This is a genomic window from Thioclava sp. ISO4 (assembly GCF_058105145.1).
This window is the reverse complement of record NZ_CM176571.1, coordinates 2350171-2368757: the sequence shown is the minus strand read 5'-3', so window position 1 is coordinate 2368757 and position 18587 is coordinate 2350171. Positions and strand designations below refer to the sequence as shown.

The window sequence follows — 18587 nt, the reverse complement described above, 5'->3', positions numbered from 1 at the left end:
TAACCATCCGGCGTGGACCGCACATGGGAGCAATTCTCAGGTCGTGCCCTTGGGGGCTTTGGGTTTGCGGGCCCGCGGGGCCCATTTCTTGGCAAGCCGGTTGAAGCGTTCAAGGATGCTGTCGATCCCGGCATCTTCGGCGTCGAAGTCCCCACCGGACCAGTGGAGCATGTCCTCGTGTTGCTCGTGATCGGGATCGGCGAGGGCTTCGAGGAACTCCTCGTAGCCCCAGGCACCGCCGACGTCCTCGGGTGGACAGGCACCGGTCTCCTTGAGAAGCCGTGGGTAGATCATGCCGGGGATGGCCTCGTAGACCCGCTCGATACGGATGCTGTGGTCCCAGTCATCGCCGAAGTCATAGATATACTGGATCGTCCTGGCACCGGTGTCCTCGAGCACCTTTTCCAACGTCGTCTTCTTCGCGTCCATGGGGCCGTCGTAGAACCCGTCCGGGTCGGGCACGCCCCAACCGGCATCACCGGCGCGGAACTCGTAGAGGTGGGTATCTGTCCAGCCCATGGCAGCCTGTATGACCGCATGCAGCCGGTCGAGCCTGATCTTCAGCGGCACCTCGATATGGCGCATCGGCTGCGGGTCGACGTCGTTCAGGATGATCCGGAGGCGGGCGATCAGGGTCATGCGGCTATCCTTTGCTCAGCCCGGGCCCAGTTCCAGGGCAATAGATCCGGCACCCGGGAGGCGGTCGTGCCAGGCAACCGGACGAGGACATCGGCGAGCCAGGCCTGAGGGTCGACATCGTTCATCTTGGCGGTGACGATCAGGGAATACATGAAGGCGGCGCGGTCCCCGCCGCGCTCGGAGCCGGCGAAGAGCCAGGACTTGCGGCCAAGGGCGATGCCGCGCAGCGCCCGCTCCGCGGCATTGTTCGTCAGGCAGATCCTGCCGTCCTCGAGGAACCCGGTAAAGGCTGGCCAGCGCTCCGCCTTGAACATGTAGTCGATCGCCTTGGCGACCGGGTTGTGCTTCGACAGCCGGTCGCGCTCGGCACGCAGCCAGTCATGAAGCTCCTCGACCAGAGGCCGGGACAGCTGGTGCCTGGCCGCCTGCCGTTTTGCAGCCGTCAGCCCGTTGATTCCGCGCTCGATGCCGAAGATCGCGTCGATACGGGCCACGGCCTCCAGCGCGACGGGGGAGATGTCATGGGCCGGCTTGCCCTTCCGGGCGTTCCCCTTGATATCGGCGAGCTCGAAGAACTTGCGCCGGGCGTGGCTCCAGCATAGCGCAGACTCGACCGGCCCCGGGTCACGGTCGGCGCGGTAGAGGTCGTTGTAGCCCCCATAGGCATCGGCTTGCAGGATACCCTGCCATCCGGCGAGATGCCGGTTCGGGTTGGTCATTCCTCGGTCGCGGGAGAACTGGAACAGCGCGGCAGGTGGAGCCCCGCCGCCGAAGGGTCGGTCATCCCTGACATAGGTCCAGAGCCGGGCGGTTTTTGTCCCGCCCTTCGCCAACAGCGGCACTGTCGTATCGTCGCCATGCAAGCGGTCGCCATCCAGAACATGGGCACCGATCAACGCATGGATCGGCTCCAGCGCGGCGGCGCAGGCGCCAACCTGGTCGGCGAGCGTCGACAGGCTGAGATCGACGCCTTCCCGGGCATAGCGTTCGGCCTGGCGATTGAGCGGCTGATGCTGTCCGAACTTCTCAAAGAGGATCGTCGCCAGCAGGTTCGGGCCAGCCCATCCGCGCGGCGTGGCGTGGAAGGGCGCCGGCGGTTGGCTGATCTTCTCGCAGGTCCGGCAGGTGAACTTCTCGCGGACGGTCTGGATCACCTTCCACTGCCGCGGGATCACCTCCAACGTCTCGGTGACGTCTTCCCCCATCTTCACGATGCGATCCGAGCCGCAGCAGGAACAGGCCGTGGGCGCCGCGATCACCACGCGCTCGCGCGGCAGATGCTCCGGGAAAGGCTTGCGCGCCGGGCGGCGACGTTTGAGCCCCGCGACGATCGTGGTCTTCGCCAGCTTCTCGGCGGCAATCTCGTCTTCGGTGGCCGCGGCTTCGAGTTCCTCGAGCTGCAATTCCATCTGGTCGATCAGTCGGGCGCGGCGTTCCGAGCTGTGGCCGTATTGCTCGCGTCGGAGCTTGGCGATCTCGAGCCGGAGATGCTTGATCATCGCCTCGGAGGTCGAGACCACCGCCCGGGTCTGCGCTAGCTCGCTCTCGGCGGCCTCGGCACGGGCCTCGGAGGCCGCGAGCGCGGCGCGCAATCTGGCAATCTCGGAAGCGTTGTTCGACATGGCCAAGACCTACCATGCCGGCATCGGAAAGCCCATGCAAATAGGGTCGATGAGGCCAATTTATCCCGCCTTTGCAGGGCGTTGGGTCCAGCGTGGATTGCGCCAGTCGATCCCCTCCAGAAGATAACCGAGCTGGGCCGCGGAGATCTGCACCGCCTCGCCGCTTCCACTGGTCGGCCAGATGAACTTCCCCGCCTCCAGCCGCTTGGTATAGAGCGACATGCCCACCCCGTCGTGCCAGAGAAGCTTGACCAGGTCGCCCTTGCGCCCGCGAAAGCAGAAGATCTCGCCGGCATGCGGATCGCGCCCCAGACCCTGCTGCACCGTCAACGCCAAGGTGTTCATACCGCGCCGCATGTCAGTCACTCCGCCCGCGATCCAGACGCGCACCCCCGCCGGGAACGCGATCATGACGGATCCAGGGCTTGCACGAGGCGCGCCAGCACCATCGGGTCAATCGTGGCCGCCACAGACAGGCGACGGCCATTCGCGAGGGTAATATCTGCCATCAGGACCTCGGCTGTCTCTGGCGTCGGAACCGGTGCAAACGGTCCGCCTTGATCCTCAGCTCCCTCAGGAGCGGCGATGGCCAACGGTGTGAACTGCGGTCGTGCATCGCCGCTCGTCAGCCTGCCTTCGCGGTATTGGCGACGCCAGCGCACCAGCAGGGTGCGGCCAATATCATGACGTCGGGCTGTCTCGGCGACACGCCCTCTACCGCCAAAGCTTTCTTCAACGATGCGCACCTTCTCTTCATCCGTCCAACGCCGACGGCGCCCGGTATCGGTGACAGAAAGGATCTCAATGTCGGGTCTGTATCTATGGTCGGACATAGCTCCGGACCTACGCCGCCTGCCTCAAGTCCGAAAGACGGTCCTCCCCGGAGCCTTACGGAGCTTCTTGCCCATGGCGAGTTGGTCGTGGACGAAATCCATCGCCCAGACATCGTTCGGGCCGACGGCTTCCTGACGGTCCTCGCGCAGCTTTGCCTTCACCCGCCGCTTGGGGCGCTTGTTGCGGAGCTGAAGCCCCAACTCGTTGTAAATCCTGCGGGTCTTCTTGATGTTCACCTGCCAACCCTCCCGGCGCAGCAGCACATGCACCCGTCGATAGCCGTAGCGAATACGGGTCTCGCAAATCTCCTTGATCCGTCGTTCGAGGCCGGCCTGTCCGGTGCGGCGGGATTTGTAATGGTAGGTCGAGGTGTCGAACCGCAGAGCCCGGCAGGCCCGGCGGATCGACACGCCCCAATCGACCAACATCCCGTCGACCAGCTGTCGCTTCCGGACAGGCCTCAGAGCTTTCGGCGGATGACGTCCTGCAACATCTCGCGGTCGAGCGTCAGGTCGGCCACGATCTTCTTCAGCCGGGCATTCTCGTCCTCGAGCTGCTTCAGCCGCCGCATCTCGTCCGGCAGTAACCCGCCGTATCGCTTCTTCCAGTTGAAGTAAGTCGCCTGACTGATCCCGGCCTTGCGGCAGATCTCCGCGACCGGCGTGCCTTCCTCGCCCTGCTTCAGGATGAACGCCTTCTGCGCCTCCGTGAACTTCGATGCCTTCATGCGATTCCGCTCCTCTCCCAGCCAGGAAAGATTAGCCGAAAACTCCAGCTTCAAACGATCCAGTTTTCAGGGGGCAGAGCAACCTCGAGACGCATATTTTTGTATCCTGCGGACTTGAGGCAATATGCGTGCTCTTCACTGGACCAATTGCGTGGGAAAAGCTGCGCTTTGGCAGTGGTAGTTAAAGGCTCGTAGCAGACTTGCGGCAGCGCGGCGTACTGGAGGCCCAGGTGAGTGGGGTTGCCCGGCATAGACGGTCCATTGCGGCCATTCACATGCAGTCTGGCAAATGGCTGGAACTCGCTCAATCTGCCCCTCATGCACGTGCGTGCGCATCAGTTTCTCTTGGGCACGGCGCGGTCCAGACACCTTTCAGGCGGACGGCTTGGTCAGCATCAGCCAGATGATCGCGAGCACTGCCGCGAATGCAGGGAAGCCGAAGGCAAACCACCAGCGATAGAGGCGGTGGTAGAGCGCGGGCAGCGGCGCGCCGGCATCACGCGCAGTGATCGCAAGATCGCGCATCCGGATCTGCATCCACACGACCGGTAGCCAGAACAGTCCGACGAAGACATAGAGCGCGAGCGACCAGGCGACCCAGCCCTGCAGGATTGGCCAGCCGGTCTCGCGTGCTAGAAGGTAGCCGGTCATCGGCTGGAAAAGCGCCGCGGTCGCGGTGAACACGGTGTCGGCAAGCACCACGATCCCAGCGACATGGGCAATCAGCCGCGCATCCTTGCTGCGGTTGGAGATGACCATGAAGAAGGCGATCCCCGCCCCGGTGCCAAGCAGGACCGTCGCACCGATGACATGTAGGAACCGGAGGAGGTCGTAGGTCACCTGTCCTCCATCAGCAGCCAGACCAGCACGGCCAGCGCCATCCCGGGAAGAACCTTGACCATCGGGCCCAGGGGATCGGCCCAGAGATCGGGCGCAACGACAAGGCTGCCGACCAGATAGGTGCCGGAGAGCGCCAGCATCCCAAGAGCGGCCGGTTTCGTCCAGCGCCGCCAGAGGATCGCGAGGCCGAGCGCAAGGTCGGCCAGCGCGCCGCCGTATACCGTAGCGCCCGAGAGCCAACCCGAGATCGCGCGCTCCTCAAGGACCGAGATCGCGTGCGACGGCTCAAGAAGCGTGACCAGTCCCGACAGGCACCAGAAGACGGCGAGTGTCCCGATGGCCAGAGGCAACCCGAGATAAGCCCGCGCGAAGAGCCTTTCCTGCCGTGTCGCGGTCAGGTTTGCGAGCGTCTGTTCCAACGATTGGCAGGGCGCGCCTCCCGCCCTCTCCCAAGATGTGGGATCACCCCGGATGCCGTCCGCAAGGGCCCGCAATGCCGTCGTCCTGAGCGGCGAACGCCATCCCAGATGGCCGAGAAGATCCGCGCCCTTGCCAAGGGCCGAGACCAGGAGCGCAGGAATGGCCGGGTGAAAGACTGCCGGCGCCCACCCCTGCCAGCGCCGAACCTTGGTAAGAAGCTCGGGGAAACTGCGCGCCTCGTGTTCCGTTAGATCCGCGACGGTGCCTGAAGGCACCTCTCCCCTGGCTGCGGTCACGACGGCGGAGGCGACATCGCCGACATTCACCGTCTGGACCTGTGCGTCGGGAAGGATCCGGGGCAGGATCAGGGGCAGAGCCGCCGCGGCGCGTAGCAGAGCTGTGCCGCCATAGGCGTCCGGCGACAGCACCAGCGTCGGGCGGAGAATGATCCAGTCCTCTGCACCAGAGGAAAGGATCTCGTCCCCCCGCGCCTTGGTGCGGAAGAAGGCCGTCGAGGCCGATTTTGAGACGCCCGCGGCAGAGATCTGGACGATCCGGACCGGCCGTCCAGCGGCAGCCTCGACAAGACGCGAGATCATGGTCACATGGATGGCCTCGAGGTCATCCCGAGCGCCGTCCTGCAGCGCGCCCGAGGCGTTCACCACGACATCGACGCCAGTGAGTAGCGCGCGCCATTCGTCCGTCGTGATCGTTGGAATGTCCCGGATTACCCAATCGGCAAAGGGGGCTGCTGCCATGGCGGCCTGACGTGATCTTCCGACTCCTACGACCTCGAAACCGGCATTTGCCAAGGCCCGCATGCACGTGGATCCGATGAGACCATAGCCACCAAGAACAACCGCCTTCGGCACACCAATTCACCCTGCATCCGTTGCCACTTGAAGAGTATTCCGAATGCTTCCCGGGTGCGACCCCCAATCGGACGGTGCTCAGAACAGGGTAGAAAGCGCCGAGGCAGGTCAGTTCGCATACACATAATTGAGCGAGGGCAGATCACGCCTATAAAAGAAATCATGAACACTCACAGCAAAGATAGCCCGGAGGGACACAATTGAAACTTCGACTGACGCTTGGGTTTCTCCTTAATTGGGGCCTCACTGCTTCTGTCTCCTTTGCGGGAACTGTTAGTGAATGCCCACCTCCACGCGTAATCATCGACGCGGCCCCTCTGACCTACCAAGTCGACAATTTCCGTGTGCGAACGTGCTATAACCGATACAGAAATTTCTGAGCTACCCCCTGAAATTCGGACACTGACATAAGCTACGATTTGCAGTCTGCTGATCTTCGACGAGAAGGAGATCAGAGATGTCGAAACGCAAGCAGCACGCGCCCGAGTTCAAGGCAAAGGTCGCGCTGGAAGCCCTGAAGGGTGAAGAGACAGCGGCCGAACTGGCGAGCCGGTTCGGGGTGCATCCGACGATGATCCATCAATGGAAGCGGGCCCTGCTCGAAGGCGCGTCCGGCGTGTTCGAGCGCGGGGGCCGCAAGAAGCCCGAGATCGACGAGGAGCAGGTGAAGGAGCTCCACGCCAAGATCGGGGAGCTGGCGGTGGCCAACTCTTTTTTGGAACGAAAGCTGAAGCCCTGGGGCGGGAAGTGAGGCGCGGCATGATCGAGCCTCACCACCCGGACCTGTCGATCGGCCAGCAGTGCAAGCTGCTGTCGATCGCGCGCTCGTCTTTCTACTACACCCCCAAGGGCGAGACCGAACAGAACCTCGGCCTGATGCGACGGATCGACGAGCAGTTCCTGGAGACCCCGTTCTTCGGCGTCCGGCAAATGACCTGGCATCTGCGTAACGACGGACACTTGGTGAACGAGAAGCGGATACGGCGACTGATGCGCCTGATGGGGCTGATGCCGATTTACCAGAAGCCCAACACCAGCAGGCCCGCAAAGGGCCACAAGACCTATCCCTACCTGCTGCGAGGTCTGCGAGTGGATCGCCCGAACCAAGTCTGGTGCTCGGATATCACCTACCTGCCCATGAGGCGCGGATTTCTATACCTCGTTGCGATCATGGACTGGCACACGCGAAAGGTCTTGGCCTGGCGGATCTCGAACACGCTGGAGGCCGACTTCTGCGTCGAAGCGCTGAACGAAGCCGTCCACAAGTTCGGCCCGCCCGAGATCATGAATACCGATCAAGGGTCTCAGTTCACGTCCTTCGCCTGGACGGACACGCTGCGTCGATCCGGCGTGCGCATATCGATGGATGGGAAAGGCCGCTTCCTGGACAACATCTTCATCGAGAGGCTGTGGCGCACCCTGAAATACGAGTGCGTCTACCTGCACGCTTGGGAGACAGGATCGGAGACGAAGGCGGCCATCCGGAAATGGATGACCTTCTACAACCACCAGCGCCCTCACTCAGCCCTCGGCGGCAAGCCACCGGCGCTGGTGTATTGGCAGAGAAATGATATCAACCAACCCGGTCAGCAGGTGCAACGAGTAGCTTAATTTACGTCAGATCCTGTCCAAGAGATGGGGAGTAGCTCATTCACCGGGCCTATAGACTCTACCCTGATCTTTGCGAATCCTGAGGCCATCCCTGACCTTGGCGAGGCAGAGATCCCTCTTAGAGGAATGTTTTTTTACGCAGATAGAGGCTTTGAACTGCCCCCGCCGTGGAACCTTGATGGTTTCCTCGGCCCAGTTGTGGGCACGGAGATCGCAGGAAGTGTCAAGTTTGACATCCGTTTCAAGGGCGCGCCGTCACAATCCGTTTACTGGCTGTCGGACGATCCACCGATGCGTGTTGCCTTCAGTTTCACGACCGTCCCAGATCCTTTGAAGGCAGACTACAACCACGTTTCCTACATCAACATTCAACAACCTTGGAAAGGTGGAGTGATTGCCTTTATGTTCAATTTTCCAGGAAAGAGCCCATATTTTAAAGGCGATGCGTCCCGTCGTGCTCGAGCAATCGGAGCCACTGAGGCTGCGCTAGATATGCGACGGCTGATGAACTGGGCGGATTTGACCGAGACACTGAACGATGAGAAGGATTTTGAATCCGGCTCCACGAAGCCCTAGGGACTGGACCCATTGATTTGGCTGCGATTGACCTCGGCTGCATGTTTCACGCTCCCGAACTGATGGGGGCATGATGGGCAATCTTTTCTGGCTGACCGACGAACAGGTGGCGCGGTTCCGCCCGTTCTTATCCACAAGTCATGGCAAGCCGAGGGTCGATGACAGCCGCATGGAAAGCGGCACTATTTTCATTAATCGCAATGGGTTGCGATGGCCCGAAGTGCCCAAGGAGTATGGCCCGGTGACCTGCCGCGGGTCTTTCATCCAGCCGCGACCGAAGCCCGGTTGGTGTTGCTCTGCCTACGTTTTTTAGACCGCCGGACGTCGGAGTTTCCGGCCCGGAGCTGCCGTTTATCATTGACGCCTTTGCCGCGATGCAGCTTCACCAAATCAGTCATTCGTGCATCGCGCAGCATCTTCGCATGGGGAAGGTCAGCAGTGCGGACAAAGCTGCCGGATGCAGGGGTTCTGACCGGGGACCGATGATCGGCGGTCGAGTCGCATAGACCTACGCGTGGTTGGGAGCCTCACGCAGTCGACCCATGACGTTTGCGTCAATCAGCATGCCGTCTCTCATGGCGTCGCCCCGCTTGGTCCCCTCAACTTCGAAACCGTGCTTCTTGTAGAGGTGAATGGCGGCAACGTTGTCCACGTTAACGTCGAGTTCTAACCGCCTAAGCCCGAGCCAGTTGTCCGCGATATCAAGAAGAGCACGAAGAATGGCGCCACCATATCCCCGGCCGAGATGATCGTCGTGGACAATGAGAAATACCTCTCCCACGTGAGCGCGGCGCCTTTCACCGGGCGAAAGCCCGCCATAGGCAACGATTTTCTGTTCGTTCTCTTGAAGTTGGAGCCAGCCAACCAGAAGATGTTCACGCGTGTTCTCGGAGATTCGATGTCCCACCCTTTCGCTCGAAGCGTAGGGCATCTGTAAGGTTCCTCGACGCACGTTTGGCAAGTTGACCATCGCGGTAATGGCTGAGGCGTCTGCGGGTTCCGCCGCGCGGATATGTAGAGGAGGGGCTATTGTCATTGTTCATACTTAGTGGATATGGCGAATACCGCAAATGGGGGCCGTCGAGCCTTCGGGAGTGATCATAAATGCCTCGAAGCCGACGACCAACTGCCGCGGCGACACGCTATGATGCTCGGATTATCTCTGCCGATCGCATACCCGCCAGCGGAGATTGTCCGCGCATCGTAAACCAAGTGTCGCGCAGAGGTCAGCGTTGAGCCCACTAAGGACATGCATCCTGTTGCGAAGGTTGGAGCGTCATAAATCTTGGCCTAACTTGGCTGAGTGAGCCGGAATACCGCGAGGGCATCAGTGCTTCAGTCCGACGACATCGCTTCTCTCCTGCGCGAGAACCGACAGCGATGGGAGCTTCTTGAGTTGGTTGAATCACTCAATCTGCTTCAGGGAAGCATCGGTGCGGGCTTTGTCCGAAACTTCGTGTGGGACGCCCTTCACGGTCGGGCTTCGGATTGCAAAGATGAGGATATAGACGTTCTCTACTTCGACGATAAAGACCTCGATCCAGCGTCGGACGAAGCTTTTGAGCATTGGCTTCAGCAAGCAGCGCCGGAGTATCAATGGTCAGTGAAAAACCAGGCGAGAATGCACCTGCGAAACGGAGATTCACCATATTGTTCAGTGGCAGATGCAATGCGCTACTGGCCAGAAACGGCGACGGCAGTCGCGGCCCAAAGGTCGGGGTCAGATTGTCGGATCCTTGCACCCTTCACGCTCAACGACCTCTGTTCAATGATTTTGCGCCCAACATCGAGCCTGCCACATAAACGCGAAGCCTTCCGGACCAGAGTACAGAGTAAAGGTTGGCTGGAACGATGGCCACTGGTGCGGGTAGTAGAAATGTCCGCATAACGGACTAAACCGCCGTCCAGCCAAATGCTGAGAATGTCTGCTCGCGGCGCTAAGCGGCCTTTTCCGTTCGCGCAAGAAGAAGCGCGGCGGTCCCCATCAGACCAGCCGAGGCGCGGTTGATGATCCTGCGCCGAAGAGGGGTAAGGGCACGCGCTCCGACCAGAGTTCCTGCCGACACCCACAGAAGCGCGGCCACGCCTTCGACCAGCAAATAGAGGGTGCCGAGTACAAAGAGCTGCGGCATTAACGCAGCGCCATCATTCACAAATTGCGGAATGAAAGCGGTGAGTAGGAGGTAAGCCTTGGGATTACCCATCAGCGTGAGAAATTCCCGACGTATCAGCATCGAAACCTCGGGAGCTTCGATCTCGGTCGAGACATCCGCAGTCCAGAACTGCCACGCGAGGTAAAAAAGATACGCAACGCCGACCCACTTCAGCGCGACAAAAGCGAGTTCGGAAGTGCGGAGCAAGACATCGAGGCCCAGAGAGACCAACACAACAAGGACTGCCCACGCGGCCAGACGACCGAAAATACCCTTAGCGGTCCGCAACCAACCGGCCTTGGTTGCAGAAATGAAGGCCAGAAGGTTATTGGCTCCCGGTGAGGCACCTAGAAGCAGCGCCGCCGGAAGGAAGATCAGTAGCTGTTCTAGCGTCATTGGCGCCCCTTTCTGTCTCTAAGGTTAGTATAGGGCATATCGCCCGAAAGGCATCGTTTTGCCAAAGCCGACATTCATGCGTCGCGCAGCATCCGTTAGAATGGGCTCGAAGCGGACCTGCGGCGTCGCGGAAATTTTTGGGGGTGTCCGCAAAACGTGTTGGTCAGCTATGCGGGACTTTTCGGTCATTCAGCCATTGGCTAAATGAACACCATCAACAGTTAGTAACAGGCCCAATTTTGGCTACTCTCATTTCGTTCGCAGGCTTGCCGGGGACTGGTAAAAGCACAATTTCACGCGCGCTGTCGGTCGCGACAGGGGCCGTATATCTGCGGATTGACGAGATCGACGCCGCGATCTGGGCGATTGATCCTGACCGGGACATAGGCCCGGAAAGCTACCATATCGCAGCAGCCCTTGCGGCCTCAAATCTTGATCTGGGGCATACGACAATCATCGATTGCGTGAACCCTTGGGAGATCACTCGCGAGATTTTCACGGCTGCAGCAAAGCGGTCCAAGGCGAGTTTTCTTGGCGTTGAAGCCATTTGCTCTGACCCGGTGACGCATCGGGCGAGAGTTGAAGGGCGCGAGATGGATGTGCCCGGCCTCGAAAAGCCTGATTGGCAAAAGGTGCTGTCGCGCGACTACACGCCATGGGCTGCAGCAGATGTGAAGCTCGACATGGCGAGGCTTCCTGCCTCAGACGCTGTGGCAGAAATCGAGCGGCATCTCTAGGTTCAGGACCCATTGATTTCAGCAGAAGGGCATGATTCACCGCACGAAAACGGAGCGGTGACATGTCTGATCTATTCTGGCTGAGCGATGCGCAGATGGCGCGTCTGGAGCCCTACTTTCCGAAGTCCCATGGTAAGCCGCGCGTCGATGATCGGCGCGTCCTGAGCGGTATTATCTTCATCAATCGTAATGGGTTGCGATGGCGAGATGCGCCGAAGGAGTATGGCCCCCACAAGACGCTCTATAACCGTTGGAAGCGTTGGAGCGACAAAGGCATCTTCGCGAAGATGATGGCCGGACTGGCTGCCGGGCATGGCGAGAAGAAGACCGTGATGATTGACGCCACTTACCTGAAGGCCCACCGCACGGCGTCCAGTCTGGGCGTCAAAAAGGGGGGCGCGGCCGCCTGATCGGACGGACCAAGGGCGGGATGAACACGAAACTGCATGCCATCTGCGACAGCCAGGGACGCCCTCTCAACCTGTTCGTAACGGCAGGACAGGTCAGCGATTACATCGGTGCCCGGGCGCTTTGCGACAGTCTTCCGGATGTCGACTGGCTGCTCGGGGATCGCGGTTACGACGCCGACTGGTTCCGCGAAGCGTTGAAAGACAAGGGGATACGCGCCTGCATCCCGGGCCGTAAGCAGCGGAAGACACCGGTGAAGTATGACAAGCGCCGCTATAAACGCCGCAACCGGATCGAGATTATGTTCGGCAGACCCAAGGACTGGCGGCGGGTAGCCACGCGATACGATAGGTGCCCGAAGGTCTTCCTCTCGGCCATCGCTCTCGCCGCCACGGTCATCTACTGGCTATGAGTCCTGAGCCTAAGCCGACATTCAGGCTTAGAGCAGCGTTTGCTCGGCCCCAACTTCGACGCTGACGATTCAGTGTTCAATTTATGAATTCTGCGAAAATCAAAAAGCAGACCACCAAGCCGAGAATAGAAATCAACAGGCTTTGCATAAATCTTTTTGCAGTAAACATTTCCAGATACCATGTCTCATACCACCATCTCAAGTATCTCTTAAGCAAGCCATCCTCCCCATTTCCGAATTATTCCTCCGCGCACTGACAGCGCTACTATTCTCGTTATCCCCAAGTAGCGAACGGCACATCAACATGCCCACATCTTGTATCGCATGAAAACATTTGCACGCCTAGTAAAAGTCATAAAACTTACTTATAAAATTAAAAACAGCAAACGACTGCCGGGAATTCATCACGGAGCAAAATAAATCATGCACATCAAATCCCTATACATTCATGCTTTCCAAAACTAACTTCGGCTTTCTAATCGCAACGAACAAGACAGAAGGCAAGGCAGACCACATACATGTCGTAATTAGCATCACCCACCAAAGGGGCATTCCGCGGAATCTGCGATCAGAATTAGCAAAGCTCGAATGAGCGTCGGAAAGCATAAAATAAGATCCCAACACTATTACGAAACCGGCGACAAAAAAGAACTTGACGCTCAGTCGATCTTTGCTCGCAAACACCCGAGATCTAATCAAAACCTCTCGTATGGCGGCGACTAAAAATAGAAAAATTGAAACAAGCATGTAAAGAAATGAAATAATCATATGCCCCGCATATGACTCCGCGACATTACGCATGCTGGGATTTTCGCGGAGAAGTAAGACATCGTTAAAAAAACCAACGCCAGAAAAAAAATCTACGATTGATGCCGGCAATAAATGAAATCCCGCTGAATGAAACACGAGACTTCCGAACCAGAACGCGACCACCACTCGATGAAATGTAATTTCTGATCTCTTTAGAAAAACGGGATCATTCTTCAAGCTTGATACATCACTCATAGTCAATTCCTACTTTCAAGAAATAGATCAGCCTCTTCCGTGTTTTAACATCTTGCCATCTTTCTTATGCTGTATATCATTCTAAAAATAAAAACTAGCGGCCACAACAATAGAAAAATCAGCATCCCGTTGGTAAACCTTGATGGCTCAGTCTGCCTCATGAATGCTAAGTAAAGAAGCAAACCAACAGCCCAAGGAACCAACTCTTCACGATGCTTCTTCCAAGCGGTCGAGGCTGAATTCGAAATGCATCTTCTCTTCACCACCTAAATCCTCTGAGCAATGCCCTTGATGATCAGTAAATATTACCGAATTCAAGCTTAATTGACAGCATTCATGCATCAACAAAAAATTTCGTTCATGTATCGCAAAACGTGTTGCACTGCTCTCCGCCCTTCCAGCTGCGAGGCTGAAAAACAGCAGAAAGCCGACATTCGGCAGAAGCGCAGCGAACGACTGCTCTCCGCCCTTTCGGCAGCAAGGCTGGAAACGGCTGGAACCGGCCCTTCGCCAGGCCTGATGGGGACGACCGCCATTGGCCGTTCGCTACATCCAGCGAGTCTCCCGGACCGTCAGGCTCTTGCTAATTCGCCGGATTGCCGCTTCTTGACAGAACAGCAGCCCACTATTCGCCGCGCTCTTTCATTTTCTTGTCCAAGTATGCCTCGACCGCCCGCCGAATTACCTCGGGTCGTGTCGGCAAGTCTTCCGCGATGCGCCGATAGGCGTCGATCGCTTCGACCATTTCGTGGGTCATGCGGACCATGACGGGTTCCGTGCCCGCAGGCGGTCGGCCCATCTTTTTCTTCTCTGACATGAAAACTCCTCACAAAGGGGATTGACTTTGTGATTACACAATTACATGTTATGCGAGCGAAGGCAAGAGTTGCAGCTCCCGCCAACGCTCTGACCACAGCCATCTCGGACAAGGAGACAACCATGGCTACTTTCCCGCTTATCATGCAGCTTCTGGCAAAAGAAGATGCGACCGACGATCAGAATCCGCGGATCCTGACCCTCTTCCCGCAGTTCTTCGAGGCCCTCACCGATTTCCTCGACTACGAACACGACCTGTCCCGCACCGAGAGCTGGGATCCGTCATTCGCGGGCTGGCAGAGGGCCTCCGACGAAGCCCAGGGCACGATGCTGGAACTGCAGGATCAGATCCTAGAGCTTACGCCGCGCGTGCCGGTCGAGAAACCGCTCAAACTGCTCACTTTCGGCATTCGCCTCGCGCTTCTGGACGAGGTCGGCGAACACCGCGAACGCTTCCGCGACCTCGTGCGGCGGCGCGGGTGCGACCTTCTCGTGCCCGAAGTCTTCGACACCGATCGCGAAGTGAATTTCCTGCTCAAGCGGACGCTGATCCTTTTCGATCAACTGCTCGACCTCTATACCGACGAGCCGGTCGAAGCCTCCGCGACACTCTGAGCCGATTGCATTCCCGGCGCTATTCCGGACCGGGATGCATGCCTCTCTCAACCAGAGATCCCACGAAAATGCCGAGCGCGGGTCACCGCGCCCGTTTCCCCCTGCACGTTCACAAGGAGGGTCGACCATGACCCAGCATCAACCGATCATTCTGCACATTCGCGGCGAAGACCATTCAGTTCAACCAGGCCAAATCCACGCGCACTGGCGCGAAGCCGCCGAGGCAAAGGGTTATAGCATCGTCGCGCGGGTGAAGGACAGATACAGCCTCGCGCTCGAATGCAAGAGCTGCGGTGGTCTTCACGTCAGCCGTTTCTATGTCGTGCTGAACTTCCAGCCAGAATGCCCGCATTGCGTCGAGGCGCGCTGGCGCGAGACCGCGAAACGCGCCGGGCTTGAACTGCTCCGCCGCGATCCCGGTGATCGAAAATACGCTTTCTACCGGGCGCCCTGCGGTCACGAAATCCGTCGCCAGTTCGAACTCGTCGAGCGCATGGCGCAGGGCGAAACCGGCGTGCGCTGCGAGATCTGCCACCACGCGCGAGAACAGGAAGAAGCGGCATTGGAGGGCTGGGAGCTGGTCGGACCGGACCCGCAGGGCAATCAGAACTATCGGCTCTATCGCCATGCCGAAGGGTGTGGAGCCGAGGCGCGAATGGCCCGTGTCAACATGCAGACCGGGCGTTTCACCTGCCCCGGTTGTGGCGAGAGCTGGTCAACAGGGCCGAGCTTCCTGTATGCGATGAAGCTCAAGCTCGAGACCGGGACCACGGCAATCAAAGTTGGCTTCTCGCGCAACCCGGACTCGCGCTTGAAATACCAGCTTCACCGCCAACCTGAGCTACCGCGCGAGCTGCTCCTAAAGGTGCCGATGCGAACCGGGCGTCACGCGCAGCGCGTCGAGAAGCGTTTGCACAAGTGGCTCATGGCCGAATTCCCCGACGAACTGGTGGCACCGGAGGAGTTCACCGATCTGCTTAAGGTCAAGTCTGAGCTTTATCGAGCCGGTCTCGAAGAGACGATCCTTCGCCAGATGCATCGCATCGCGCGGAAGGAAAACCGCGCGGCCCAACGCAGCCGGACCCGCAGCCGGTCGCGATCCAAGCGCATGCGCAAGACCTGAACCACGCCGACAGCTCATCGCGACACAGCTTCCCGCTCCGGTGGGAGGCCTCCCCTACCCCTTCAAAGGACTGATCCTATGACACTCCCTACTCTTACACCCAGTTGGGGTCCGCTCGCGCGCTCCGCCATCCGCCGCCTTCAGGAACAAGCCGCTGCAAACGTGCGATCGGCCAAGGCCTCAACTCCTACTCGCAAACGTAAAATGAGTGACTATGGCGATGTCTTCGACGATTTCGATGCCTTCGAGGCGGCCGAGGCGCTAGTCGATGCTGATCTCAGCGCAGATGAGGAAGCGGCTCATGAGGCGCTCGCCGCCCTGCCCGGCGCGATCCTTCCCGCCCGAGACCTGAGCCTGGCGCTGCAGCTCGCCGCTACCTTCGAGAGCGCCGAACGGATCGACGCGCTTTTCGCGCCGAAAGCGCTCACGATCCTCGAGGCCCCGCCTGAGATGATCGACCCGCTCGCGACGGTCATCCGAAACGGCTTCATCCCCGCGCATGTCACCTGTCTGGGTCGCAACATGGACGCGAGCCGCTCCGGCTCAAACCTGCGCATCGTCACGCTCACGGACCGCTCCGATCTCTCGGACTTGCTAGCAAAGCCCGAACCGATCCTTCTGCTCCTCGCCCAAGGGAAATCGGCGCCGCCCAATCTGAGCGGAACGACCCAGCTAAGCCTCGCCTTTTTCGATCGCCAAATCGCTGTCGCACAGGTTCTGATGACCTATGCCGATACCCTGACCGTCTCGGCCCTATTCTCTGCTCTGCACGACGACGCAACGCTTGCGGAAATCTCCCCGCTCGCCTGGGCCTTTGCTTTTCGCGCACCCTCCGCCGACGAAGCCTTGAGCCGCCTCGATGCCGCCCTGCCCCGCCCCGTCGCGGGCGCCCCTTCGCTCGACTCGATCCTAGGTGAAGGCATTGCCTTGCGCACAGCACGGCGCATGGTCGCAGACCTTCAGCTTTGGAAAGACGGGAAGGTCGCGTGGAGCGAACTCACAAGATCTTTGCTCCTTTACGGCGCGCCCGGCACCGGCAAGACCCATCTGGCCCGCGCGATGGGCGTGAGCGCCAACGCGCCTTTCTTCCAAAGCTCGCTTGCAGAATGGCAAGCGGCCGGACACCTGGGCGATATGCTTGCAGCGATGCGCGAGACATTCGCAAAGGCCTGCGCCGCCGCTCCTTCGATCCTGTTTCTAGATGAGATCGACGCCGCTGGCTCGCGCTTCGATCGTGACCGGCATGGCCGGACGTATCACCGTCAAGTCGTGACAGGCCTTCTCGAAGAAATCGACAAGGCCGCCCGCACCGAGGGCGTGTTGTTGATCGGCGCGACGAACGATCGTGCAGCGATCGACCCGGCGCTGCTGCGCCCCGGACGCTTCGATCTTCATCTCGAAATGCCTCTGCCTGATGCAGAGGCGCTGCTCGGCATCCTGCAGACCCACTGCGCTCACGACGAGGCCGATTTGCGCCCTCTGGCCCGACAGGCGGTCGGGCTAAGCGCGGCCGATCTCGATGCCGCGATCCGTGCTTCCCGGTCCGAAGCGCGCGCGAATGATCGCCCTTGGCAGCCCACCGACCTGAGCCCGCATCTGAACCACGCTTGCGCCACACCCGATGCTGATCGCCGCATCGCGCTTCATGAATGCGGCCACGCGATCGTCTTCGATGTGCTAAAGCTCGGCAAAGTCGAGCGCATCCTGATCCGACACGGCGATGGCGGCGAAGTGCATACCACCGCAACTCGCCCGATCCACACGGTCAGCGACTATGACGATCAAATCGCCTACATGCTCGCCGGGCGCGCCGCCGAGGCTCTGATCCTCGGCGAGGTCTCGAGCGGCGCGGGCGGCACACAAGCTTCAGATCTTGCCCAAGCAACGCGATTGGCTATCGCCATCGAAACCCGCCTGGGCCTCGGCCATCACGAACAGCTCTGGCTGGATCAACCCGACCATCTCACGCTTCAGAACCAGACCGTCTACGCGAAGGTGCGCCGCCGCTTGAGCAAGGCGGAAGCCCGCGCCGCGCAAATCCTCAACGAGCGGCGTGAGGTGTTGGAAGCGATGGCGCGGACCTTGGTCGAACAGCTGGAATTGGATGAACGCCAATTGCATCGAACATTTGGCTTGCTCAAAGCGATGCCATAATGATGCTGACCAAGATGAGAGATATCGAATGAAGGAGCTCCCGTTTTTGATACACAATTTGCTACACAATTTGCCCCGCCGAATTTCCTCTAGATATTGTTTTTATTATGCTTTAAGTCAGATACCGAAAGCAATGCCGGACTGTCTCTCCGCCACTTTCCCCTAACTGGGGCGTGGGCAAAGTTTCCAAAGAAATCAGTATCGCTTAGCTTGATGCGGGATGTCAGCTGTCCTTTTGCGCCGGTTTTCTGCGTCTTCGACTTTAGACGCGGAAACAGGTCCGCGGGCCGTCACGCCCGGGCGGGAGAGCGCCCTTTCCCTGACCGGTGGACGAAGGGCGCCCAAACGCCGAACGTCACCGTCGAGACCGTGACACGCTCAGACCAGGCAACCTGCCCCGTCAGAGGATGCCTCACCATCGGCCCTCACGCGCCGCCATGTCCGAAGACACCGCCCGGTTCATCACGGACGATTCTCACCACCCCGTGAGACAAACACGCCCTCCAATGACGCATTTGTGCTTAATTTTTATGCACGCCACCCCGAAAATCCCGTTCTGACTCCCGATCCCGGCGTGGTTTCGCAATTTGCGCTTGTCGGCTGACGGGCGCGCTGCAAACCTTGAGA

The 18587-nt window shown here is 59.5% G+C and carries 18 protein-coding genes and 2 pseudogenes; 9 read left to right on the top strand and 11 right to left on the bottom strand.

Translation table 11 applies throughout. The features are described from left to right. Positions 1–36: 36 nt before the first annotated feature. The 7 genes and pseudogenes from AC2TZ7_RS11700 to AC2TZ7_RS11670 form a co-directional block, all read right to left on the bottom strand. Positions 37–639: a plasmid pRiA4b ORF-3 family protein gene (locus AC2TZ7_RS11700; protein ID WP_489864354.1), complete on the bottom strand. Its 603-nt coding sequence runs from the start codon at positions 637–639 to the stop codon at positions 37–39. Beyond that, the gene (tnpC, locus tag AC2TZ7_RS11695; protein ID WP_489864353.1) at positions 636–2261 is read right to left on the bottom strand and encodes an IS66 family transposase; all 1626 of its coding nucleotides are present in this window, start codon (positions 2259–2261) and stop codon (positions 636–638) included. Before tnpC ends, AC2TZ7_RS11700 begins: the two co-directional genes overlap by 4 nt. Positions 2262–2321: 60 nt before the next feature. Further along, complete coding sequence (gene tnpB, locus AC2TZ7_RS11690) at positions 2322–2672, bottom strand: IS66 family insertion sequence element accessory protein TnpB (RefSeq protein WP_009803441.1); 351 nt, start codon at positions 2670–2672, stop codon at positions 2322–2324. Then, entirely contained in the window at positions 2669–3094 is a 426-nt protein-coding gene (gene tnpA, locus AC2TZ7_RS11685; RefSeq protein ID WP_489864352.1) for an IS66-like element accessory protein TnpA, read from the bottom strand. Before tnpA ends, tnpB begins: the two co-directional genes overlap by 4 nt. Before the next feature lie 57 nt (positions 3095–3151). Next, positions 3152–3822 (bottom strand): annotated as a pseudogene (locus tag AC2TZ7_RS11680) (transposase); the annotation flags it as partial. Between the two features lie 372 nt (positions 3823–4194). Then, positions 4195–4662, bottom strand: a complete 468-nt coding sequence (locus AC2TZ7_RS11675) for a DUF2269 family protein (protein ID WP_489864351.1) — start codon at positions 4660–4662, stop codon at positions 4195–4197. Further along, positions 4659–5954: an SDR family oxidoreductase gene (locus AC2TZ7_RS11670; RefSeq protein ID WP_489864350.1), complete on the bottom strand. Its 1296-nt coding sequence runs from the start codon at positions 5952–5954 to the stop codon at positions 4659–4661. The genes AC2TZ7_RS11675 and AC2TZ7_RS11670 overlap by 4 nt, the downstream gene beginning before the upstream one ends. A gap of 457 nt (positions 5955–6411) precedes the next feature. Between AC2TZ7_RS11670 and AC2TZ7_RS11665 the strand changes: the two genes are divergently transcribed. From AC2TZ7_RS11665 to AC2TZ7_RS11655, 3 genes and pseudogenes are all read left to right on the top strand, one after another. Beyond that, positions 6412–7565 (top strand): IS3 family transposase gene (locus AC2TZ7_RS11665; RefSeq protein ID WP_489864349.1). Its coding sequence is split into 2 segments (ribosomal slippage): positions 6412–6664 and positions 6664–7565, totalling 1155 coding nucleotides; the frame shifts between segments, so codons are not numbered across the junction. 126 nt (positions 7566–7691) lie between these two features. After that, complete coding sequence (locus AC2TZ7_RS11660) at positions 7692–8141, top strand: hypothetical protein (protein WP_489864348.1); 450 nt, start codon at positions 7692–7694, stop codon at positions 8139–8141. 73 nt (positions 8142–8214) lie between these two features. Next, a pseudogene (locus tag AC2TZ7_RS11655) lies at positions 8215–8382 on the top strand (transposase); the annotation flags it as partial. Between the two features lie 267 nt (positions 8383–8649). Here the strand turns inward: AC2TZ7_RS11655 and AC2TZ7_RS11650 are convergent. Next, positions 8650–9177, bottom strand: a complete 528-nt coding sequence (locus tag AC2TZ7_RS11650) for a GNAT family N-acetyltransferase (RefSeq protein WP_489864347.1) — start codon at positions 9175–9177, stop codon at positions 8650–8652. A gap of 294 nt (positions 9178–9471) precedes the next feature. Between AC2TZ7_RS11650 and AC2TZ7_RS11645 the strand changes: the two genes are divergently transcribed. After that, positions 9472–10029 carry a nucleotidyltransferase family protein gene (locus AC2TZ7_RS11645; RefSeq protein WP_489864346.1) on the top strand — a complete coding sequence of 186 codons (558 nt, stop codon included), beginning with the start codon at positions 9472–9474 and terminating at the stop codon, positions 10027–10029. Positions 10030–10078: 49 nt separating this feature from the next. Here AC2TZ7_RS11645 and AC2TZ7_RS11640 read toward each other — a convergent pair whose 3' ends face one another. After that, positions 10079–10690 carry a LysE family translocator gene (locus AC2TZ7_RS11640; RefSeq protein WP_489864345.1) on the bottom strand — a complete coding sequence of 204 codons (612 nt, stop codon included), beginning with the start codon at positions 10688–10690 and terminating at the stop codon, positions 10079–10081. 239 nt (positions 10691–10929) lie between these two features. Here AC2TZ7_RS11640 and AC2TZ7_RS11635 point away from each other — a divergent pair, with 239 nt between their 5' ends. Both AC2TZ7_RS11635 and AC2TZ7_RS11630 read left to right on the top strand, forming a co-directional pair. Then, positions 10930–11427, top strand: coding sequence for a P-loop nucleotide/nucleoside kinase family protein (locus AC2TZ7_RS11635; protein WP_489864344.1), 498 nt, complete (start codon positions 10930–10932; stop codon positions 11425–11427). 62 nt (positions 11428–11489) lie between these two features. Then, a protein-coding gene (locus AC2TZ7_RS11630) for an IS5 family transposase (RefSeq protein WP_489864343.1) occupies positions 11490–12247 on the top strand; the annotation gives its coding sequence in 2 pieces (ribosomal slippage) (positions 11490–11811 and positions 11811–12247; 759 coding nt in all). Between the two features lie 438 nt (positions 12248–12685). Here the strand turns inward: AC2TZ7_RS11630 and AC2TZ7_RS11625 are convergent. Continuing rightward, a complete protein-coding gene (locus AC2TZ7_RS11625; protein WP_489864342.1) occupies positions 12686–13252 on the bottom strand; it encodes a hypothetical protein in 567 nt (188 codons plus the stop codon). A 625-nt stretch (positions 13253–13877) separates the two neighbouring features. After that, positions 13878–14069, bottom strand: a complete 192-nt coding sequence (locus AC2TZ7_RS11620; protein ID WP_489864341.1) for a ribbon-helix-helix protein, CopG family — start codon at positions 14067–14069, stop codon at positions 13878–13880. A 122-nt stretch (positions 14070–14191) separates the two neighbouring features. On the opposite strand from AC2TZ7_RS11620, the gene AC2TZ7_RS11615 reads away from it, so the two are divergent. The 3 genes from AC2TZ7_RS11615 (at position 14192) to AC2TZ7_RS11605 (ending at position 17960) form a co-directional block, all read left to right on the top strand. Beyond that, positions 14192–14683: a hypothetical protein gene (locus tag AC2TZ7_RS11615; RefSeq protein WP_489864340.1), complete on the top strand. Its 492-nt coding sequence runs from the start codon at positions 14192–14194 to the stop codon at positions 14681–14683. Positions 14684–14810: 127 nt separating this feature from the next. After that, positions 14811–15806: a GIY-YIG nuclease family protein gene (locus AC2TZ7_RS11610; RefSeq protein ID WP_489864339.1), complete on the top strand. Its 996-nt coding sequence runs from the start codon at positions 14811–14813 to the stop codon at positions 15804–15806. A gap of 78 nt (positions 15807–15884) precedes the next feature. Continuing rightward, positions 15885–17960 carry an AAA family ATPase gene (locus AC2TZ7_RS11605; RefSeq protein ID WP_489864338.1) on the top strand — a complete coding sequence of 692 codons (2076 nt, stop codon included), beginning with the start codon at positions 15885–15887 and terminating at the stop codon, positions 17958–17960. Positions 17961–18587: the final 627 nt, after the last annotated feature.